Raw genomic sequence first — 17,906 nt, 5'->3', positions numbered from 1 at the left:
TGGGTGCCGTCGAGGGGCTGGCAGTAGGCGAGAAGCCCGCGGTGCACGGAGGGGACGGCGCTGACGCGCAGGGTGTAGCCCTGTCCGCGCCGTACGGTCACCCCGTGGTCGAGCGCGGCCCACTCAGCGGGCTCCAGCTCAGCGGCGCGGAGGAAGTCGACGACCTTGCCCGGAATGTCGAGGGTGACCGACACCGTCCCTACTGGCCGGACATCCGACCGGAATCGATCTGTGAGGCTGTTCGTCCTGCGATTAGCGTGCGGTGCGTCCTGTTCCACACCCGAGCGAAGAGGTCCCGATGCGCACGCGAAGCAAACTCGTCGGCATAGTGGCGGCCGGGGTTCTGGCTGCCGTGGGGATGGTGTCCCCTTCCAGTGCGGCCTCAGCGCCCACCGCTCTGGAAGCGAGGATCACCGCCGAGGCGAAGAAGGCCGGGCTCAGTGCCCGGGAGGTCGCGGATCTTCAGGGAAGGGTCGACGCTGAGCTGAAGCGCGCTCCTTCAGGGGCGAAGCAGATCAGTGTGAATCAGGTCGTCTACCGTGACGGCGCGGTGATCACGCTTGCGCTTCCGGGTGAAAAGCGGGCCCGTGCGGTGGCGGGTTCTCCCAACTGCCCGTACGGGTCGGCGTGCCTGTGGGAACACCCCAACTTCGAGGGGACCCGTTTCGAGCGGTCCTTGCCGTGCCATACCTGGATCGACCTGGGAGGGTTCAGGGACCGGGCCTCGTCGTACCAGGACAACCAGACCGCTGCCGCCTACCACGTGACCTACAACGACGGGCAGGGAGTGCTGTGGTCAACGCAGAACACCAACGGCCTGAGTGGCTATGTCGGTGACAGCCGGAACGACAGGGCGGATTGGATCATGCTGACGGGGGCGTGCTGATCCTCGGGTACAGCCCCCGCCGCTACCGTGAGCCGCGTGTACGCCGCCGCCTTCACCTCTCCGTGGAGGGAAGCCGGAGTACGGGTTGAACGTGCCGTCTCTCAATGCGGGCACCTGATCTTGTCTTGAGGGCGCCTTCGCCCGCGCCTGGCCCATCCCCACCTCCTAACCCCGTATGAGGGCGTCTGCACCGTCGGCCCCTGCACCCTCCCCCTGGGATGGCGCCGGGGCCGACCGCGGCCACAGCCCGGCGCCGGGTTCGTCCATGGCGACGGTCCGCAGCGGCCTATTCCCCTGGTCGTCGAGCTGGGCGAGCTCGCGCTCGTGAACGGCGCCCAGGGCCTCCCGGTCGTCCCGGCCCAGCGCAAAGCCGTCGAGGGTCGGGAGAACGCGGTGAAGGCGTTCAGCGCGTACGTGAACACCGACCGGTGGAACTGGACGCCGGCGATGGTCGACGAGTGGCTCGGAGACCTGCGCTCACTGCGCGACCTGAAGCGCTCGACGATCCGTTCGCACTCCGAGGCTGTCCGGTCCTTCTGCTACTCAACCGTCGTTCACCGGGTAGTTGGGCCACTTCGACGTGGTCCTGGACACCGGGGGGGGGCAACCTGCGGGCCTTCCGGCGCCCACTGAATCCCCGGCGGGCGCATGGTCACCATCGCCTTCGACCTGAAACGGCTCGCTACATCGCTCGGCTACCTCGCGGCCAGCACGCTCCACGGACACGGCCGGGTGTGCTTCTTCAGCGGCAACCCCACGCGGGCGGACTTCGACGACCCCGCCCGCCATGTGGCCGAGGCAAGCTGAGCCCTGCGGTGGACACGGTCTTCTCCCCTGGAGGAGACAGCAGCGGCACACCAGGCGTGGAGGCGGGCGGTGTCCAGGGCAAGTACGTGGTCAGGGTCGTGTAGGACATCTGTGGAGGTGCTGATCACAGCCACTCGTTGATGGCAGCAATGAGGACGGTCGCCTTGTAGCGGACCGCCGGCTTGTCCTATCGCGTGGCCACGGCGCGGTGCCTCTTGAGGCGGTTGATCCCGCACTCGACCGCGTGCCGCTGTCACTAGTGTTGAGACGGTTGCGCGCCTCATCGGCTTTGTCGGGGATGGCGCAGCGGATTCCGCAGCGGCGCAGGTAGGCGCGGTTTCTGCGGGAGGCGTGCGCCTTGTCAGGGCGGAACCGATGGGTACGGTCACGTGGCCGCCCGGCCGATGCGGGGCATGCGACCTTCACCCGTTCGAAAGGCGCAGAGGCACGCTGCCTGCGGCGGTAGAGGCCCGGCCACCACCGCCACCTGCCTCCACCTGGTGCTCCTGGACTGCGGCGAGCGGCGGATGCGAGGTACCAGTGCAGAGGGAGGCCCGGAACGCCCCTGTCGGCACGGGCCCTTCATTGTCGGCTGCGTGCAACTCGAAGTTCAGACCGCGTCACTCGTAGTAGCGCAGCGTCTGGACGTTCGGCCGCCTCGGCGACCTGCCCGCTGCGCAGGCCCGCGCTCACCGCTGCCCCACGACCGCCTCGGTCCGGACGGCCAAGGCGTCCAGCGCCGCCTCATGCGCCTGGCCCACCGAGATGTCCAGGCGGAGCAGGTCCTGGACGGGGGCGGTGGTGAAGGTGAAGAACGAGCAGCAGCCGCTCTCGCGCTCCACCAGACCCCGGACGCGGTCCTCCACTCCCTCTCCGCCGGCCAGGTGAAAGTGCAGGCGGAGCGGCTACGGCCGGGATAGCGACGTCAGCCGCTCGGAGAACAGTGCATCCCACTCCGCGAACCGCAGGGGCCGCTCCACGGTGGGTAGGGTGCAGGACTGCGGCACCCACGCAAGGTCACTCATCGCGCTCACTCTCCCGTCATCCACGCCCTCGCCGGCGGGGACACCTCCGACGGTAAACCTGTACCTGGGTACCGATTGCAAGCCAGGTAGCCGACGGGCCCCGGCCTCAGTGCACGGAGCGATGAGCGACAAGGTCAGCTTCCGCACGCGCACCGTGCTGCTGCCTTGGCCTCGGCCGGGGTCTGTGCAGGGTCGACGGTCTGCTCGTCGGGCGTACAGCAGGCGGTGGTTCCGCAGCACCCGTCCGGGACGCTGTCGGCGCTCTTGCCGAGGGTGTCGGCGTCGGCCTTGACGACGTAGACCTCCCACGGCTCCTTGCCGGGGCCGGTGACCCACACCTTGTCCTGGAGGGCGTAGCAGCATGACGTGTCGTTCTCCTCGAAGGTCGCCAGCCCGGCGTCCTTGAGGCGGGTGGTGGAGGCGTTGACCTGCTCGGTGGAGGAGACCTCGACGCCGAGGTGGTCCAGGCGGGTGTCCTCGCCGCTCTCGCCCTCGATCAGGACGAGCTTGAGCGGGGGCTCGGCGATGGCGAAGTTGGCGTAGCCCTCGCGGTGCTTGGCCGGCTCGGTGTCGAACAGTTTGGAGTAGAAGGCAATCGAGGCTTCGAGGTCGGCGACGCGCAGGGCGAGCTGGACACGGGACATGGCGGTCTCCCAACGACTTGTTTCGATGTCGGTCGATACAGTGACCTTGCCACCCGGATCGACGGCTGTCAATATTGAGGCATGTCGAAACAAGGTGGTCTGCCGGTGCTCGGACAGGACGACGCGGCGTGCTGCGCGCCGATGGTCCGCGAGCCGCTCGGCGAGCAGGCCGCGGCCGAGCTGTCGCGGATGTTCAAGGCTCTGTCGGACCCGATCCGGCTGCGGCTGCTGTCCCTGATCGCCTCCCACGAGGGCGGAGAGGCGTGCGTGTGCGACCTCATCGGCCCATTCGACGTCTCCCAGCCGACGATCTCCCACCACCTGAAGGTGCTGAGGGAGGCCGGGCTGGTCGGCTCCGAGCGGCGCGGGACCTGGGTGTACTACTGGGTGCTCCCCGAAGCCCTGGCGAAGCTGTCCGAGTTGCTCCGGATCCCCGCCGTGCCCGCGAAGGCCACCGCGTGAGAGCGCCGGCCCCGCTGCTTGGACGTGCCGCCGTCGAGGGGCTCGGCACGGCCGCGCTGGCCGCGGTGGTGGTCGGCTCCGGCATCCAGGCCACCGAACTGACCCGCGACGTCGGGGTGCAGCTGCCGGCGAACTCCCTCGCCACGGTTTTCGGCCTCGGAGTGTTGATCTCCCTGCTCGGCCCGCTGTCGGGGGCGCACTTCAACCCGGCGGTCACCATCGCCGCCTGGTTCACCGGCCGCCAGACCGGCGAGGCCCCCACCCTGCGTGACGTTGCGGCGTACGTGCCTGCTCAGGTCGCCGGGGCGATCGCCGGCGCGGTGCTGGCCGCCGCCATGTTCGGCAAGCCGCTGGTGCACTTCTCCACCCACGACCGGTGGGCCGGGCACCTGTGGCTGGGCGAGGTCGTGGCCACTGCCGGGCTGGTCTGGCTTATCTTCGGCCTGGCCCGCGCCGGCCGCGCGCACCTGGCGCCGCTGCTGGTGGCCTCCTACATCGGAGCGGCGTACTGGTTCACCTCCTCCACCAGCTTCGCCAACCCGGCCGTGACGATCGGTCGGGCGTTCACCGACACCTTCGCGGGTATCGCCCCCACCTCCGTGCTGCCGTTCCTCGCCGCCCAGCTGATCGGCGCCGCCGTCGGCCTGGGTCTGGTCGCCGTCTGCTTCGGGCGTCCGGCCGCCGTGAGCGAGGACGAGGTCACCGTCCCCCACGCCCGGCAGCAGCCCTCTGTCGGCTCCCGTTCCCCTGAAGAGAGCGCCCTGGCCTGATGAGCACCTCCGCCACCCCGTCCGTGCTGTTCGTCTGCGTGCACAACGCCGGCCGGTCCCAGATGGCCGCCGCCTTCCTCACCCACCTCGGTGGCGAGCGCGTCCAGGTCCGCTCGGCCGGATCCGCTCCCGCCGACACCGTGAACCCGGCCGTGGTCGAGGCCATGGACGAGGCCGGCATCGACATCTCCGCCGAGACCCCCAAGGTCCTCACCACCGAGGCGGTGCAGTCCTCGGACGTGGTGATCACCATGGGCTGCGGCGACGCCTGCCCCTACTACCCCGGCAAGCGGTACCTGGACTGGCAGCTCGATGACCCGGCGGGGCAGGGCGTCGCGGCGGTCCGGCCGATCCGCGACGAGATCGAGCGGCGCGTCCGCGGCCTGCTCACCGAACTCGGCATCCAGGCGGGGGCATGAGGGTCACCGCGTCAGGCGTGCACATCACGCCGATGCGGACCTAGCACGCCGAGTAGGTCCTGGCGCGACCTACCAGCTGGAGTCGACGAGGGCACGCCATCTTCTAGACCACCGCCCCGACCTAGGAGGGTTCGGCACCGCCAAGCTCGACAGCACCGCCTGTCGCACCGGAGGAGGATGGCCGGGTCCTGGGCTGGGGAACCGTAGTGCCGGCCTCCGACCGGCGCGCGTACGCCGCGTCGTCGAGCACTGAGCACTCCGTCGGGGAGGACGTACGGCACGGCCTCACGTCCCGCGCGAGCGGGCCACCGTGGGCGCCCCGCGCAAGGCGGCAGGGGACATGACGTGTCCGTCAAGTCGCGCAGCCACCAGATCGTCGCCCCTGCCGAGAAGCTCGCCGTCTACCGCAAGAAGGCCGAGGCGGCCTTGGCCGCGGCACAGCAGACCGGGGGCGGCCGGCCGTAACCGCGGCCGGGCGGCGGGGAGAGTCACTGTCGACGAGACAGGTTCGCCCGCTTGCCTCAGCCTTGCCGTTCACGGGCTCGGACCCGGTCTCGCGCGCAACGCCGACGAGGTCCGGCCCGACATCACGGGCTCGGTGACACGGCTCGGCCATCCGGCCGAGGCAGGCGGGCCCCAAGCCCTCACATCCGGCCGTTCGGCCGAGGCCGACCGCTCTCCCGTGGGGAGAGATTGGGTGCCGCAACCCCGTCTCTCCCCACCAGGAGCACTCCATGGAACGCAAGTCCTTCATCATCACCGGCGTCGCGGTGGCGGCAGTGGCCGTCGGAGGTGGAGCCCTCACCTATGCGGTGAGCGGTACGGAGTCGACCACTGGGCTCGACAGGTCCACCACCGTGACCGTGGACGGCCACAAGGCGCTCCGTGGAACCATCGTCGCAGGCCGCACCTCGTCGAAGTACAGTCCGCTGCCATGGATCGGCGGTGACACGTCCGTCGTGAAGTGCCCGGACCTCAAGGCGGTGGCCGGAGCGAAGGTGACCTGCTCCGCCAAAGACGACGACGGCAAGGACCTCTCCGTCCCGGTCACCGTCGTCAAGGCCGACGCCACCAGCGTCACTTGGAAGTTCGAGCGCGTCTGACCACGGGTGATCAGCGACCGGGTCGGAGGCCGAGCCATTCCGGGGAGGGAGCTCCCGTGACCTCACCGACGTAGAGAGTGAGCTGTTGCCTGAAGCGCTCGACGAGGCCCCGGTCGGCCATGAAGTTCCCGAAGCCGTCCAGGTGGGCGTTGCGGTACTCCCGGACGGGGCGGTAGCCCTTGCGCGTCCGCCCTACCGCTCCCTGACCACGCCGGACTCCCACGCCCAGGCGGCGATCTCGACCCGGTTGCGGGCGTCGATCTTCTGCTGGATGTTGGCCAGGTGCGTCTTGACGGTGGACAGGGACACGACCAGCTGCTCGCAGATCTCCTGGTTGGTGCGGCCCACCGCGACCAGCCGGGCCACGTCCATTTCCCGATCGGTCAGCGGCGAGGCGACGGCCGGCTCGTCCCGCGTGGCGGAAAGGTGCTTCAGCAGCCGGACGGTGACGGCCGGTGAGACCAGGGCGTCGCCGCGGGCGGCGGCTCGCACCGCCTCGATCAGCAGGCCGGGCGGAGCGTCCTTGAGCAGGAAGCCGCAGGCTCCGTTGCGCAGCGCCGTGTGCACGTAGTCGTCCTGGTCGAAGGTGGTGATCACCACGACTTTCATCGGGCTGTGGACTCCGGGGCCCGCCAGGGCGCGGGTGACGTCCAGACCGTCCAGTTTCGGCATCCGGATGTCCACCAGGCAGACGTCCGGGCGCATGCGGCGGGCGAGTTCCACGCAGGCGGCGCCGTCGGCGGCCTCGCCGACCACCTCGATGCCGGGCTGGGCGTCGAGGATCAGCCTAAAGCCCATGCGGACCAGTTCCTGGTCGTCCGCGATCAGTACGCGGATCGCTGTGTCGTTCACGCCGGTGATCCTTCCACGGCGGCCAGCACGGGGAAGGCGGCGGTCACTCGCCAGCCGCGGTCGTCGGTGGGGGCGGCGGTCAGCGTGCCTTCCACCGCTTCGACGCGTTCGCGCAGGCCGACCAGTCCGAAGCCGCCGCGTCCGCCGACCGGGCCGGGGTGGCGCGCGGCCGGTGCCGTGTTGTGCACCTCGACCCGCAGCCGAGGCCCGTCCACGTCGACCCGTACGGCCACTACGGCGCCGGGCGCGTGCCGGCGGACATTGGTCAGGGCCTCCTGCACGACTCGGTGCACGGAGGTCTCCACCTCAGGGGCGAGAGGCGCCTCGCGGGCCGCCGCGGCGACGTGCAGCTGGACGTCCGCTTCGTCTTCGGAGAACGCCGAGACCAAGCGGGCGAGTTCCGCCCACACCTCGCCGGGCCGGACGTCCGCGTGGTCGTCCTCGCGCAGGACCCGCACCAGTCGGCGCATCGAGTCCAGCGTCTCCGATCCGGACCGGCTGATGTTCTCCAGCAGCGGTGCGACCTGCTCCGGTGCGGTGTGTTGGAGGGTGAGCGCCGCGTTGGCCTGGACGATGATGCCGGTGACGTGGTGGGCGACGAAGTCGTGCAGGTCGTGGGCGAGTTCCAGGCGCTGGCGCTGGCGTACGGCGGCGATGTCGCGGGCCCGCTGCTCCTTCAGCAGCCGTGCCCGCAGACCCCAGGCGAGAGCCGTGCCCGCGCCGAGCGTCATCAGCAGGCACCAGTTGATGGCGGTCTGGCTGTCGTTCTGGATGTCTCTCGGCAGCCAGCGCAGTGGGATCGCGATGGCCGCCACGGCCAGTGCGGCCGACACGGCTGCCGCGGTCCTCGGGCGGGGCACCGCCCACACGGCACGGGACAGCAGCACCAGCAGAGCGACGCCCTCCAACACTCCCCAGGTACCGGCACCGTCCGGGCCCGCGAACACGGCGATCCCAACCGTCAGGGCCAGCGAGCCGGCTGCGACGAGTAGGGCACGTACCTGCATCTTGGGCCCACGGCCGGGCCACAGCAGCGCCGCGCAGGCGAGTGGGCCGGACACGATCGGCAGCCAGCTCGTCCAGCGGTAGTCGGGCTCCCTACCGGCGAACACGTCCAGCAGCCCCACCAGGCCGAGGAAGATCCAGCCGACGGCGACCAGCGCCCGGCGGCGCGGCGAAGTCTCGGAGTACACGCTCGGCAGGATACGGAAGAGGCGATCCCCCGCGGGCTCGGCCGAACGGCCGATGTCCGGCACTCACAACCGGCCGTCCGGCCGAACCCGCCGGGGGCGTGCGCCCCGATCGTGGACGGCATGCATCCGATGAGCACCGTTTCCTCCGGGGAGTCCGCCCGATGAACACCACCTCCGCCGTCCTGACCGGCACCGGCCTGTTCAAGTCCTACGGCATGACCCGCGCCCTGGCCGGGGTCGACATCGGCGTTACGGCCGACCAGTCGCTGGCCGTCATGGGTCCGTCCGGTTCCGGCAAGTCCACTCTGCTGCACTGCTTGGCCGGCATCGAACGGCCCGACTCCGGTGAGGTTGTGCTGGACGGCGAGCGGATCGACCAGCTTCGCGAACCGGCCCGCAGCGAGCTGCGCCGCACCGCGTTCGGCTTCGTCTTCCAGTCCGGCCAGCTCCTGCCGGAACTGCCCGCCGACGAGAACGTGGCCCTGCCGCTGATGCTCGGCGGCACGCCGCGCCGGGCGGCCGTCGAGCAGGCCCGGCAGTGGTTTGGCCCGCTGGGCCTCACGGGCCTGGAGGACCGGCGCCCCGGGCAGCTGTCCGGAGGCCAGGCGCAGCGGGTGGCCATCGCCCGCGCCCTGGCCGGTAAGCCGAAGGTGATCTTCGCTGACGAGCCGACCGGCGCGCTGGACCAGGCCACCGGCTTGGAGGTGATCCGCCTGCTGGTGGAGGTCAGCCGCAGCCAGGGCGCCGCCCTGGTCGTCGTCACCCACGACGCGGACGTGGCCCGTTGGTGCGACCGCACGGTGGAGGTCCGAGACGGCCGGCTGGCCGAAGAGCGGGCGGCGGCTCACGCAGGGACCGACACGAAGGCGGGGTACCGGCGATGAGAGCACTGGACCGCACCACGTGGACGCTGACCTGGCGGCTCACCCGGGCCGGCGGCCGCACCGGCCTGCTCGGCACCGGGCTCGCGGTCGCGGCGGCGGCCGTGTCCACCGCCCTGTTGTTGCTGTGCGTCGCGATGAACCTGGGCTTCCAGCACCGCGCGGACCGCACCGACTGGCGCACCCCGGTGAAGTCCTCCCACCCGGTGGCCGTCCAGGCGGTCGGGACCACGTTCACCCGGGGTGAGCCGGTCACCGTCGTCGACGTCGCACAGCTGCCCGGACGCACCGCACCCGCCCCGCCCGGCCTCGACCGCTTCCCCGCCCCCGGCGAACTGTGGGTCTCTCCGGCGCTCGGCGCCCTGCTCGACCGGCTGCCCGACGACCGCCACCCGGTCCCCGGCACACCCGCCGGGACGCTGGGCCGTGCGGCACTGGCACACCCCGACGAACTCGTCGCGGTGATCGGACACCGCCCCACCGACCCGGCGGTCACCGCCGAGCGCGCGCCCGATCCGCGCCGGGCCGGCGACATCGCCTCCCCCACCCGCGTCGCGTCCTTCACCGGCAAGCCGCTCATGGAGGGAACAGGCAGGCTGTACACGCTCCTGGCCCGGCTCGCCACCGTCCTCGTCATCGTTCCGCTGCTGGTGCTGGCGGCCTCCGCCGCGCGACTGTCGGTATCCCGCCGTGACCAGCGCCTCGCCACACTGAGGCTGGTCGGCGCCACGCCGGGCCGTATCGCCGGAATGACGACCGCCGAGGCGCTGCTCACCGGTGCTGCCGGGGCGCTGCTCGGTGCCGTGGGATACGGGCTGCTGCTGCCGGTGGCGGCGAGCCTGCCGCTCGCGGGCGGCTCCTGGTACACGAGCGACCTGTGGATCGGCGCACCGCCACTGCTGGCGGTGATGGCCGGAGTGGTGGCGCTGGTCGTGATCAGCGCGCTCGCCGGACTGCGTCAGGTGGTCGTCGGCCCACTGGGCGTGGCCCGGCGCTCGCGCACCCGTGGGGCGAGCGCCGGGCGGGCGGTGGTCTTCGTGGCCGTCGTCGCCGCCTATGGCTTGATCACGAAGGAGTACGGCAGCGACGACGTCGTGGCGCTGTGCGCGTTCGCCGCGGTCTTCCTGGCGCTGGCCGTGATCGGGCCATGGTTGGTCCGACTGCTCGGCGGGATCGTCACCGCCGTGGCCGAGCGGCCGGCGACGCTGCTGGCCGGGCGCCGACTGCTGGACGATCCCAAGGCTGCCTGGCGGATCGTCTCCGGACTCACCCTGGCCGGTTTCGTCGCCGGGTTCTTCGCCCTGCTCACCATCGACAGCACTCCCCCGTGGGGAGGACGGCCCGACCAACTCGCCATCGCCGCCCCGACCGGCAAGGTGACGCAGATGCGGACGCAGGCCGAACAGCGCCTGCACGCCGCCGGGGTGAGCGCCGTGGTCGGCGTGGACGACGGCTTCGTGGCCACGGCCCCCTACGACAGTCGCGAGATCACCGCCACCGTCTCCGGCGGCCCGGCCGAACTGGACCGCGCCCGCACCGCACTGGCCGGCCTGACGTCGGACCAGTACCCGCTCACCACCATCGACGTGAACTGGTCCGAGGCACAGTTCACCCAGGACTTCACCACCATCACCCGGGTGGTGCTCGTGGTGACGTTCACGGTCGCCATCACCTCCGCCGGGATCACGGCGGCCGCCGCCGTCCTGGACCGCCGCCGCACCTACGCCCTGCTGCACCTGGCCGGAACCCCGCTCCGGGTCCTGGACGCCGCCCGCAGCCGGGAGACGCTGATCCCGGTCACGGTGCTGGCGGGCGGTGCCGTCGCGACGGGACTGCTGTGCGGGGGATCGATGACGCTGGCGGGCGGCGACTCGTCGTTCGACGGACGCGGCCTGATCGTTCTCGCGCTGTGCTGCGCCGCCGGCGTCGGCGGGATCCTGGCGGCCGGTGGACTGAGCCGTCCCCTGCTGCGCGCGGTCGCCCGGCACGCCGGGGTGCGGGGAGAGTGATCGGTGTGGGGCTGAGCCCGACGGCCGGGCCCAGCCCCCGCGGCACGAGTGGAGGCGCGGATCACGTGATGCCTCGGCATCTTCCGCACCTCACGCCATGAGCCGAAGAGAACCGGTTCGGTGGATGTGCCTTCTCCCCAGGCCTGTTCCTGGTTCGCGGATCACCCGGACCGGATCGAGCTGCCCGCTGTCGCACGGGCCGCCGGACGTCCGACCCCAGCCACCCCCGCGACCACCACAGTCCGGTGATCGGCCTGGGTTCGGCCGGCGCGGGACGGCATTCTCGGCGGGCGTGGGCGCGGTGCTGCCCACACTCCCGAAGGCAGCCCCCCGTCGCGGGCCGTGGTCTGCCCGCCGTCGAGCATGGGGCCGGCCGCACACTGCTGTCGCCAGTCTGCCCGATCCGGCTGGAGGGCGCGTTGCGGTCCCACTGAAGGTGAAGAGGCCGTCGCCAGGTTTTCCGCGAGCACTTCCTGAAAGCGTTGCCAGCCCATGTCGGTCGGCGAGGTCGCTGGGAGCGGGCTGGGCGAGGACGCGGGCGATGAGGCCCCTGGTGGCCGCGGGGGAGAGCAGCGCCTCACCGGCCGCGACCAGACGGACGGCGTCGAGAAGGTGATCCTTCACATGGCTATCTGGGCGTCCGAGACGTCCCGGTCGAACGCGACCGTCGCGTAGGCGGTCCTGCCGTCCTCGCTGATCTGCCCCTTGCCGGCCGGCATGTAGGGGCCGGCCAGCGCTGTTACACCCGGCGCGTCGGCGATGTCCCCCAGCGCGACTGTCATCGCCTGCTCGACGCTGCCGCCGTTCATCTGCCACACGACCCGGCCGCTCCTGCCCGCAGCGCTGTCGGAGGCTTGCTGCAGCAGCGCCGCCTTGGCCGAGTCGGTGTCCTGCGAAGTGGAGCTGTTCCCGAAGGCGTTACCGGCGGGATAGGGACGGGCCTTTCCGGAGGACTGCACGTAGGCGTGGGCCGACGATCACGGCCCCATCCTTACGCTCGCAGTTCTCCGGTCTCTCGTCGCTGGCCGCTCGCAGACACTTCGTTCACTGCGATCGCAGCAGAAGCGGGGCGAAGAACGGCCCGCCCCCGGTGGGTGAGGGCACGCCGCTTCAGACACAGCGATCAGGCCGACGAACAGGTGCCCTTGCACGACCGGGCGGCCCGACGCGGCCCGAAGCGGACCCAGCCCCTGTCGGCCGACGGGCAGGGTCGGAGCCGACCGAGGCCAAAGCGGGTTCGGAGCCCGCGAGCCGAGCTGCCGGGACGGGGCGAGCCGTCAGGAGCGCCACTCCCGCGTGTGCGCGGAAGCGCTGTCCACCACGCCGCTGATCCGGCCGAGTCGGTCCGGTTCCGGTCGACCCCTCGACCCCCGGCGTCTCCTCCCCGCCCTGCCGGGGCACCGCCCGCCCATGTGGCCGAGCGATGCCCCGACACGGCTCCCGTCAGACGCGGCGGCGGGTGAAGCGCTGGTTGGGGTCGCCGGTGTACGTCCACTGGGAGATGCGGGCGCCGTCGGCGCTCGAGTGCTCCCAGACATCCATCGCCAGACCGGACTCCCGGTTGACGAGGCTGATCGCCCCACTGCCGTGGTCGACCACACGCCACTGCTGGCCGGTGGCGCCGGTGTCGGCCTGCTGGACGACGTCCGTGCCGGTCGCGCTGCCCGTCGGCTGGAGGAACAGGCCACTGTGCAGTGCCTTGACGCGGACGTGGCCGTCGCCGGCCTCGACGAACTCGAACTGCTGGTTGGTGCTACTGGTGGCGCCCCCCTGGACGAGCCGTGCGCCGGCGGCGGTGGAGGCACCGCTGATCTGCGCGGCCTTGCCGCTGTGCTGGGCCAGCAGGGTGTAGAGGCCCGGACCGCTGGGCGAGGTGCCCAGCTGGGCCTCCCACCTGGTGTTGGACCCGGACGCGTCAGCCGGGAGGCGGTCCCGCGCGGCGGTGTCGCCGTACATGGTCCAGCGGGCCCAGTCGACGACGGTCCTCGGGAAGCGCTGGTCGCTCCAGAAGCTGGTGTGGCTGCCGCCGACGAAGGTGAGGAACGCCTTGGGCCAGGTCATCTCCGAGTACGCCTGACGGGCCGAGGAGTACTGCGTGGTCGAGTCCCGGTCGCCGTGCACGAACAGGACCTTGGCCGAGACCGAGCCGGCCGGGTTGCCCATGTCCACGCAGGACTGGGGGTTGGCGGAGATGATCCTGCTGTCGGGCCAGGAGGTCAGCAGCCCGTGGGTGACCATGCCGCCCAGGGAGTGGCCCGAGACGCCGACACCGATGCCGGTGTTGATGTGCCCGGCCAGCGGTCCGCTCGCGTTGAGCGCGAGGGTGTTCGTGAGGATCTGCGAGACGTCCTTCGACGTGTTGCCGTTGTTGACGTCGCTGAAGTTGTGGTTGAAGTGCGGGGCCGGGACGATGAAACCCGCTGAGGCCAGGGCCCGGATGATGAACAGGGAGTTCTGCGGGCTGCTTCCGAGCCCGTGGGTCATGTTGTAGACGGGGAAGACGCCGCCTGCGACCGGGGCGTCGGTCACCGGGCTCCCCCCAGCGGTGCCGGTGGCCGGGTAGTAGACGTAGGTGGTGCACGGGCGGCTGCTGCGGGTCCAGTTGTACCGGCGCACGCCGACCGCGAACGGCGTGGTCGGCGCCGTGCCCAGCGGCCCCGCGGCGGCCGGTGCACCTCCTGCGCCTAGCAGGGACAGGCCCACGCCCGTTGCTCCGGCCGCGCTCATGCTGAGGAATGTCCGTCGTCGCATGCTCATGGATGACTCCTTGGGTGCAGGGGAGGAGGGGATGGGGAGGGGGGAGCAGGAGCGTCGCGCGGTTTGGCGCGCGAGCCACCGGACGGAGGGACCGATGGGGTCGTCCTGGGCGAAGGCGGGCTGGTTCTCCCGGACGTCGCCGCGGACCGCCGGGGCTATGGCGTGGTCGAGTCGCGTTCGCCGCGCCTGGGAACGACGTCGATGACCGCTGTGACCGGCCATGTACCGGTCATCCCGGTGATGGTCACCTCACCCGGCCTGTCGGTCGCGCCAGGTGGCAACGGCCGCCAGCGGACGGGGACACCGGTGATCGTGTTGTCGGCGGTGGTGAGCCTGTGGAGGGAGGGCGGCAACTTCGGGGCCGCTCCCACCACGGTGGCGGTGTAGACGGTGTCCTGGAGGATGTGTTCGGCGCGGCTGGCGTTGAAGACGTTGATGGAGGCGTGCGGCTCCCATGTGTTCGCCAGTCCGGGCACGGCCCGGAACATCGGCTGGTAGCCGGCCGGCTCCCACACCAGCACACCTGAACCCCGGTTGTCGACGACGTCGTTGGCGGCCTGGAACACCCTCCGGAGAGCGTCCGCCTGGCCCTGGATCGTCCGTGGGAAGGGTGAATTGGGGAGCGGCGAACCCTCACCGCCCGAGGCGGGGTAGGCGGTCTCGGCGATGTCGATCTCGTAGCCGGGATAGGTGGTGGCCATGGTGTTGAGGTTGTGATCCAGCGCTTCGGGCGAACCGTGCCACTCCGGGTAGTACGAGATGGCCAGCACATCAGGGTTCTGGCCCTTCGCCTTCACCCGGGTGAGGAACTGGTGCCAGAACTCCATCGTTTTGGCGAGCTTGTCCTTGTCGACGATCACATGTATCTCGACCTTGGATGCCGGTGACGCGTCGCGGACGGCCCTGATCCCTGCCGCCGCCAGGGTGGTGAACCGGTCCCACGCCTGGTCGTAGAGCTGTTGCTCCTTGGGGTCGGTTGACCGCCAGTACCGCCACAGCAGGCCACCGCCGGGCTTCGACTGGTAGACATCCGCCTGGTCGGCGAAGTACGGCGGATTCGTCGTGCCGATGTGGGTCGCCTCGCTGCCGTACATGAAACCGTTGATGATCTCGTTGCCGACGGCAACCTTCTCCGGTGTGGTGCCCTGCCGGATCAACCGCTTCAGATAGCCGGAGGTGAAGTCGTACACGGCCCGGGACAGGTCCCCGAACTCCAGCTCTGCCCAGGCGCGCGGTTTTGGCTGCTTGCTCGGGTCCGCCCATGAGTCCGCGTAGTGGAAGTCGATCCCCAGGCCCATGCCCCGCTGCTTGATCCGCTTGGCTGAGACCAGTGAGCGCTCCGGACCCTGACGCGGTATCGGCGCCGGTTGACCGGTGCTCTCGCTGCGCGGCTCGTTCCAGATCCGCAGCCGGGTGTGCTGCATGCCACGATCCTTGGCCACGTCGAGCAGGTGGGGCCCGGCGCCCCGGTCCTCGGCCAGGGGGTCGACCCAGTACTGCTGGTCCTCCACGTCGTCCATCCAGGACAGATCGGCACCGAGCGTGACGTCGTCGCGGAGGTAGTTGAAGACCTGGAGCTCGCTGACACCCGCTCGGGCGCGGCCCTGCTCACCTGTGAAGGTCAGCCGGACGAAGCGCGTTGCCGGCCGGGTGAACAGGTGTACCGCCCCTCGTGACACTGCTCGGCTGTGGGACCTGTCAGCGATGGTCTTCCACCGGCGGCCGTCGGATGAGGCCTCGACGACGTACCGGTAGGCCACGCCCCGGTCCGGGAACATCACCTTGACCTTACGCAGGTTGTCGTAGGTTCCACCGAGGTCGACGGTGAGCCACTGCCGGGCGTCGCCGCGACCGGGGTACCAGGACGTCGTCGGGTCACCGTCGATGGCCAGACCGGCGTTCGGTGAACTCTTGCCGGCTGTCGCGGAGGCCCACTCCTTGGCGGCGATATTGCTCTCGATCGGCTTGATGTCCGCGGTTCCGAAGGTCGCGCGGGCCGGTGCGGGGACGATGAGCAGGGTCGCGGACACCACGGTGGCCACCGTCGTCACGCCCGCTGTGACGCGGGCCGGACGATTGGGGCTCATGCCTTCCTCCTGACGATGTGATGTACGTGCGGAGAATGCTGTTCTGCACGCGACCGGCCGCTGGCCCGACTGGGAAGACGGCCGGAAGCGGATGTCACCCATCGGCGGCACCGACATCGAGGCAGTCGACGTCGGACCGTCCGGCCACCGTGCTCGGACCCAACCGGTTGGTTCGGGCGCCGGACGCGATCTCTGCCTGCCGGCGCTGCCCCGACTGGCGCTGCCTAGCCGGCAGAGGTCTTGACGAGTCCGAGGCCGTCGACGAAGAGGCGCCCGTTGCTGCTCGCCGCTCGGATCGTGACGGTCGCGGTACCGGCGGACAGCGGGATCTGCGCCAGCTCACGGCGCGTCCAGCCGCCCGACGCCGGGATGTTGAGGGTGCGCGAGCTGCCGACGGCGTCGGTGACGGTCACCTGCGCGGCGCTGAGCGAACCGCTGGTTTTGGCGAAGAGGGACAGCTTGTAGGTGCCGGCCGGCATGGTGATCTTCTGCCGGACTCCACCGGCGTAGGACTGTCCGGCGCCGATCTGCAGTGCGAAGCGAGAGCCGTTCGCACCGCCGTTGGAGTTGGTCACGATCGAGCTCGGTCCTGACTCACGGAAGTTGGTCCAGCCCTGCGCCTGCGGGACGATGATGCGGTCGGCCTGGAAGTTGGGGTTCAGCACGTAGTTGTTCGCCGGTCCGACGCGCCACTCTCCGGTCGTGGCGTTGAACTGCCACTGGCTCACCGAGTGGAACTGGGGCCTGGTGCCGGTCTTGGTCACCGGCATCCACTGGTTGTACCCGATGCCGTTCCAGGCGAAGTCGGCCCAGCGGTCGCCCGCGAAGATCACCGTTTCCTGCTTGGTTCCCTTGACCGTCACGAAGAACCCGGTCTGGGTCACGTGGCTGTAGTCCGTCTCCGTGCCGGCAAGCGTGTACTCGCCGGTGTAGGCACCCTGGATGTTGCTGGTGGTCGACTCCAGGACATGCGTGACCGAGGTGTTCCAGCCGTGCAGGTCCGATGCTCCGTGGTAGTACTTGCCGCCGAGTCTGAACATGGCGTTGCCCTCGCGGCCGGAGGAGTTCTGGCCGATCTGCACGGCGGGTTCCACCCGCAGCGAGTCGGACTCCCTGAACTTGGCGACGAAGGCCCGCCCTCGTCCCTCGCGGTTGGAGAAGATCAGGTAGTCCTTGCCGTTGTCGTCGGTGAAGACGGTCTGGTCCCCGGTGCCGGTCGTGGGCGAGTTGGTGATCTGAGTCTGGAAGTAGCCGTAGTCGAACGTGTCGGTGGGGGAGTCGCCCTGCAGCAACAGGACCCCGTGCCCGCCCCCGACGTAGGCCTGGGTGGCGAGCACGTATTTGCCGGTGTTCTCGTTGTACGAGACTCCGAGCCGCCCGACCCACCCTGCCTGACCGAGGGTGGCGCCGTTGTTGATTTTGGTCGAGCGCGTCGCTACGCGGTTCTCGAACTTCCAGTTCACCAGGTCCTTGGACGAGTACACGGGGATCGAGACGAAGCTGACGTCGCCGTCGTACTTCTTCGTCGGATTGGCCCGGTAGAGCTCGGCGCCCGTGTAGTGCACGCCGTACCAGTAGTAGGTGTCGCCGAACTTGAAGACCCCGCCGCCCTGCGAGTAGATGGGGTTGCCACTGGTGTCGTTCCAGAAGGTGTCGTTCGTGATGGTCTGGAACGTTCCCTCGTCGGCGGCCTTCAGATCCGAGGCGGCGGTCATCAGTGCCGTCTTCGCGGCGGCGACGTCAGATGTGGTGGCCGAGGTGTCGTCGGCCACATGGGCCGCGACGGTCAACGCCTTGGCGAAGGGCTTCCAGGAGTCAGCCGTGTACATGGACGGAGTGCGTGTCCGGTAGTCGGACACCAGGTGCTTGAGGCCCCGGTCGGTTACCGGTTCAGCAGCAAAACCCTGGTTCTGGAGCACCGTTGCCGAGTTGTCCGCGACCGTGCTCGTCGCAGGTGTCCTGGCCGCAGCGGTGCTCGACGAGAGCGGTGCCGCCAACGCCACGGACAACA

General features: G+C 70.3%; 15 protein-coding genes and 2 pseudogenes. 8 read left to right on the top strand and 9 right to left on the bottom strand.

Translation table 11 applies throughout. The features are described 5' to 3' along the window. Positions 1-298 precede the first annotated feature (298 nt). Together ABTX60_RS21880 and ABTX60_RS21875 are read left to right on the top strand one after the other, a co-directional pair. Positions 299-886, top strand: a complete 588-nt coding sequence (locus ABTX60_RS21880; protein ID WP_352098675.1) for a peptidase inhibitor family I36 protein — start codon at positions 299-301, stop codon at positions 884-886. Positions 887-1,451: 565 nt separating this feature from the next. Then, positions 1,452-1,797, top strand: a pseudogene (locus ABTX60_RS21875) (zinc-binding dehydrogenase); the annotation flags it as partial. Between the two features lie 585 nt (positions 1,798-2,382). Here the strand turns inward: ABTX60_RS21875 and ABTX60_RS21870 are convergent. Together ABTX60_RS21870 and ABTX60_RS21865 are read right to left on the bottom strand one after the other, a co-directional pair. Further along, positions 2,383-2,559, bottom strand: a complete 177-nt coding sequence (locus ABTX60_RS21870; protein ID WP_352098674.1) for a hypothetical protein — start codon at positions 2,557-2,559, stop codon at positions 2,383-2,385. A gap of 293 nt (positions 2,560-2,852) precedes the next feature. Then, positions 2,853-3,362, bottom strand: a complete 510-nt coding sequence (locus tag ABTX60_RS21865; RefSeq protein ID WP_352098673.1) for an ArsI/CadI family heavy metal resistance metalloenzyme — start codon at positions 3,360-3,362, stop codon at positions 2,853-2,855. A gap of 81 nt (positions 3,363-3,443) precedes the next feature. Between ABTX60_RS21865 and ABTX60_RS21860 the strand changes: the two genes are divergently transcribed. From ABTX60_RS21860 to ABTX60_RS21845, 4 genes are all read left to right on the top strand, one after another. Beyond that, entirely contained in the window at positions 3,444-3,824 is a 381-nt protein-coding gene (locus tag ABTX60_RS21860) for an ArsR/SmtB family transcription factor (RefSeq protein ID WP_352098672.1), read from the top strand. Beyond that, positions 3,821-4,594 (top strand): aquaporin, encoded by a 774-nt coding sequence (locus ABTX60_RS21855; protein ID WP_352098671.1) that lies wholly within the window; start codon positions 3,821-3,823, stop codon positions 4,592-4,594. The genes ABTX60_RS21860 and ABTX60_RS21855 overlap by 4 nt, the downstream gene beginning before the upstream one ends. Further along, positions 4,594-5,013 carry an arsenate reductase ArsC gene (locus tag ABTX60_RS21850; RefSeq protein WP_352098670.1) on the top strand — a complete coding sequence of 140 codons (420 nt, stop codon included), beginning with the start codon at positions 4,594-4,596 and terminating at the stop codon, positions 5,011-5,013. The genes ABTX60_RS21855 and ABTX60_RS21850 overlap by 1 nt, the downstream gene beginning before the upstream one ends. A 734-nt stretch (positions 5,014-5,747) precedes the next feature. Continuing rightward, the gene (locus ABTX60_RS21845; RefSeq protein WP_352098669.1) at positions 5,748-6,116 is read left to right on the top strand and encodes a hypothetical protein; all 369 of its coding nucleotides are present in this window, start codon (positions 5,748-5,750) and stop codon (positions 6,114-6,116) included. A 192-nt stretch (positions 6,117-6,308) separates the two neighbouring features. On the opposite strand, the gene ABTX60_RS21835 is transcribed toward ABTX60_RS21845, so the two are convergent. Further along, positions 6,309-6,968: a response regulator gene (locus ABTX60_RS21835; protein WP_352098668.1), complete on the bottom strand. Its 660-nt coding sequence runs from the start codon at positions 6,966-6,968 to the stop codon at positions 6,309-6,311. Continuing rightward, complete coding sequence (locus ABTX60_RS21830) at positions 6,965-8,161, bottom strand: sensor histidine kinase (protein ID WP_352098667.1); 1,197 nt, start codon at positions 8,159-8,161, stop codon at positions 6,965-6,967. Before ABTX60_RS21830 ends, ABTX60_RS21835 begins: the two co-directional genes overlap by 4 nt. A 161-nt stretch (positions 8,162-8,322) precedes the next feature. Here ABTX60_RS21830 and ABTX60_RS21825 point away from each other — a divergent pair, with 161 nt between their 5' ends. After that, positions 8,323-9,045, top strand: coding sequence for an ABC transporter ATP-binding protein (locus tag ABTX60_RS21825; protein WP_352098666.1), 723 nt, complete (start codon positions 8,323-8,325; stop codon positions 9,043-9,045). After that, positions 9,042-11,051, top strand: coding sequence for an FtsX-like permease family protein (locus ABTX60_RS21820; RefSeq protein WP_352098665.1), 2,010 nt, complete (start codon positions 9,042-9,044; stop codon positions 11,049-11,051). The genes ABTX60_RS21825 and ABTX60_RS21820 overlap by 4 nt, the downstream gene beginning before the upstream one ends. 495 nt (positions 11,052-11,546) lie before the next feature. On the opposite strand, the pseudogene ABTX60_RS21815 reads toward ABTX60_RS21820, so the two are convergent. From ABTX60_RS21815 to ABTX60_RS21795, 5 genes and pseudogenes are all read right to left on the bottom strand, one after another. Beyond that, positions 11,547-11,669: pseudogene (locus ABTX60_RS21815) on the bottom strand (DNA-binding response regulator); the annotation flags it as partial. A 2-nt stretch (positions 11,670-11,671) separates the two neighbouring features. Next, positions 11,672-12,010, bottom strand: coding sequence for a hypothetical protein (locus tag ABTX60_RS21810; RefSeq protein ID WP_352098664.1), 339 nt, complete (start codon positions 12,008-12,010; stop codon positions 11,672-11,674). Between the two features lie 484 nt (positions 12,011-12,494). After that, the gene (locus tag ABTX60_RS21805; protein WP_352098663.1) at positions 12,495-13,808 is read right to left on the bottom strand and encodes an RICIN domain-containing protein; all 1,314 of its coding nucleotides are present in this window, start codon (positions 13,806-13,808) and stop codon (positions 12,495-12,497) included. Between the two features lie 155 nt (positions 13,809-13,963). Continuing rightward, positions 13,964-15,895, bottom strand: a complete 1,932-nt coding sequence (locus ABTX60_RS21800) for a glycosyl hydrolase 53 family protein (protein ID WP_352098662.1) — start codon at positions 15,893-15,895, stop codon at positions 13,964-13,966. Between the two features lie 224 nt (positions 15,896-16,119). Next, a complete protein-coding gene (locus ABTX60_RS21795) occupies positions 16,120-17,724 on the bottom strand; it encodes a family 43 glycosylhydrolase (protein ID WP_352098661.1) in 1,605 nt (534 codons plus the stop codon). Between the last annotated feature and the right edge of the window lie 182 nt (positions 17,725-17,906).

This window comes from Streptomyces sp. NPDC126510 (assembly GCF_040302345.1).
Lineage (GTDB): Bacteria > Actinomycetota > Actinomycetes > Streptomycetales > Streptomycetaceae > Streptomyces.
This window is presented reverse-complemented; position numbering and strand designations above follow the sequence as displayed.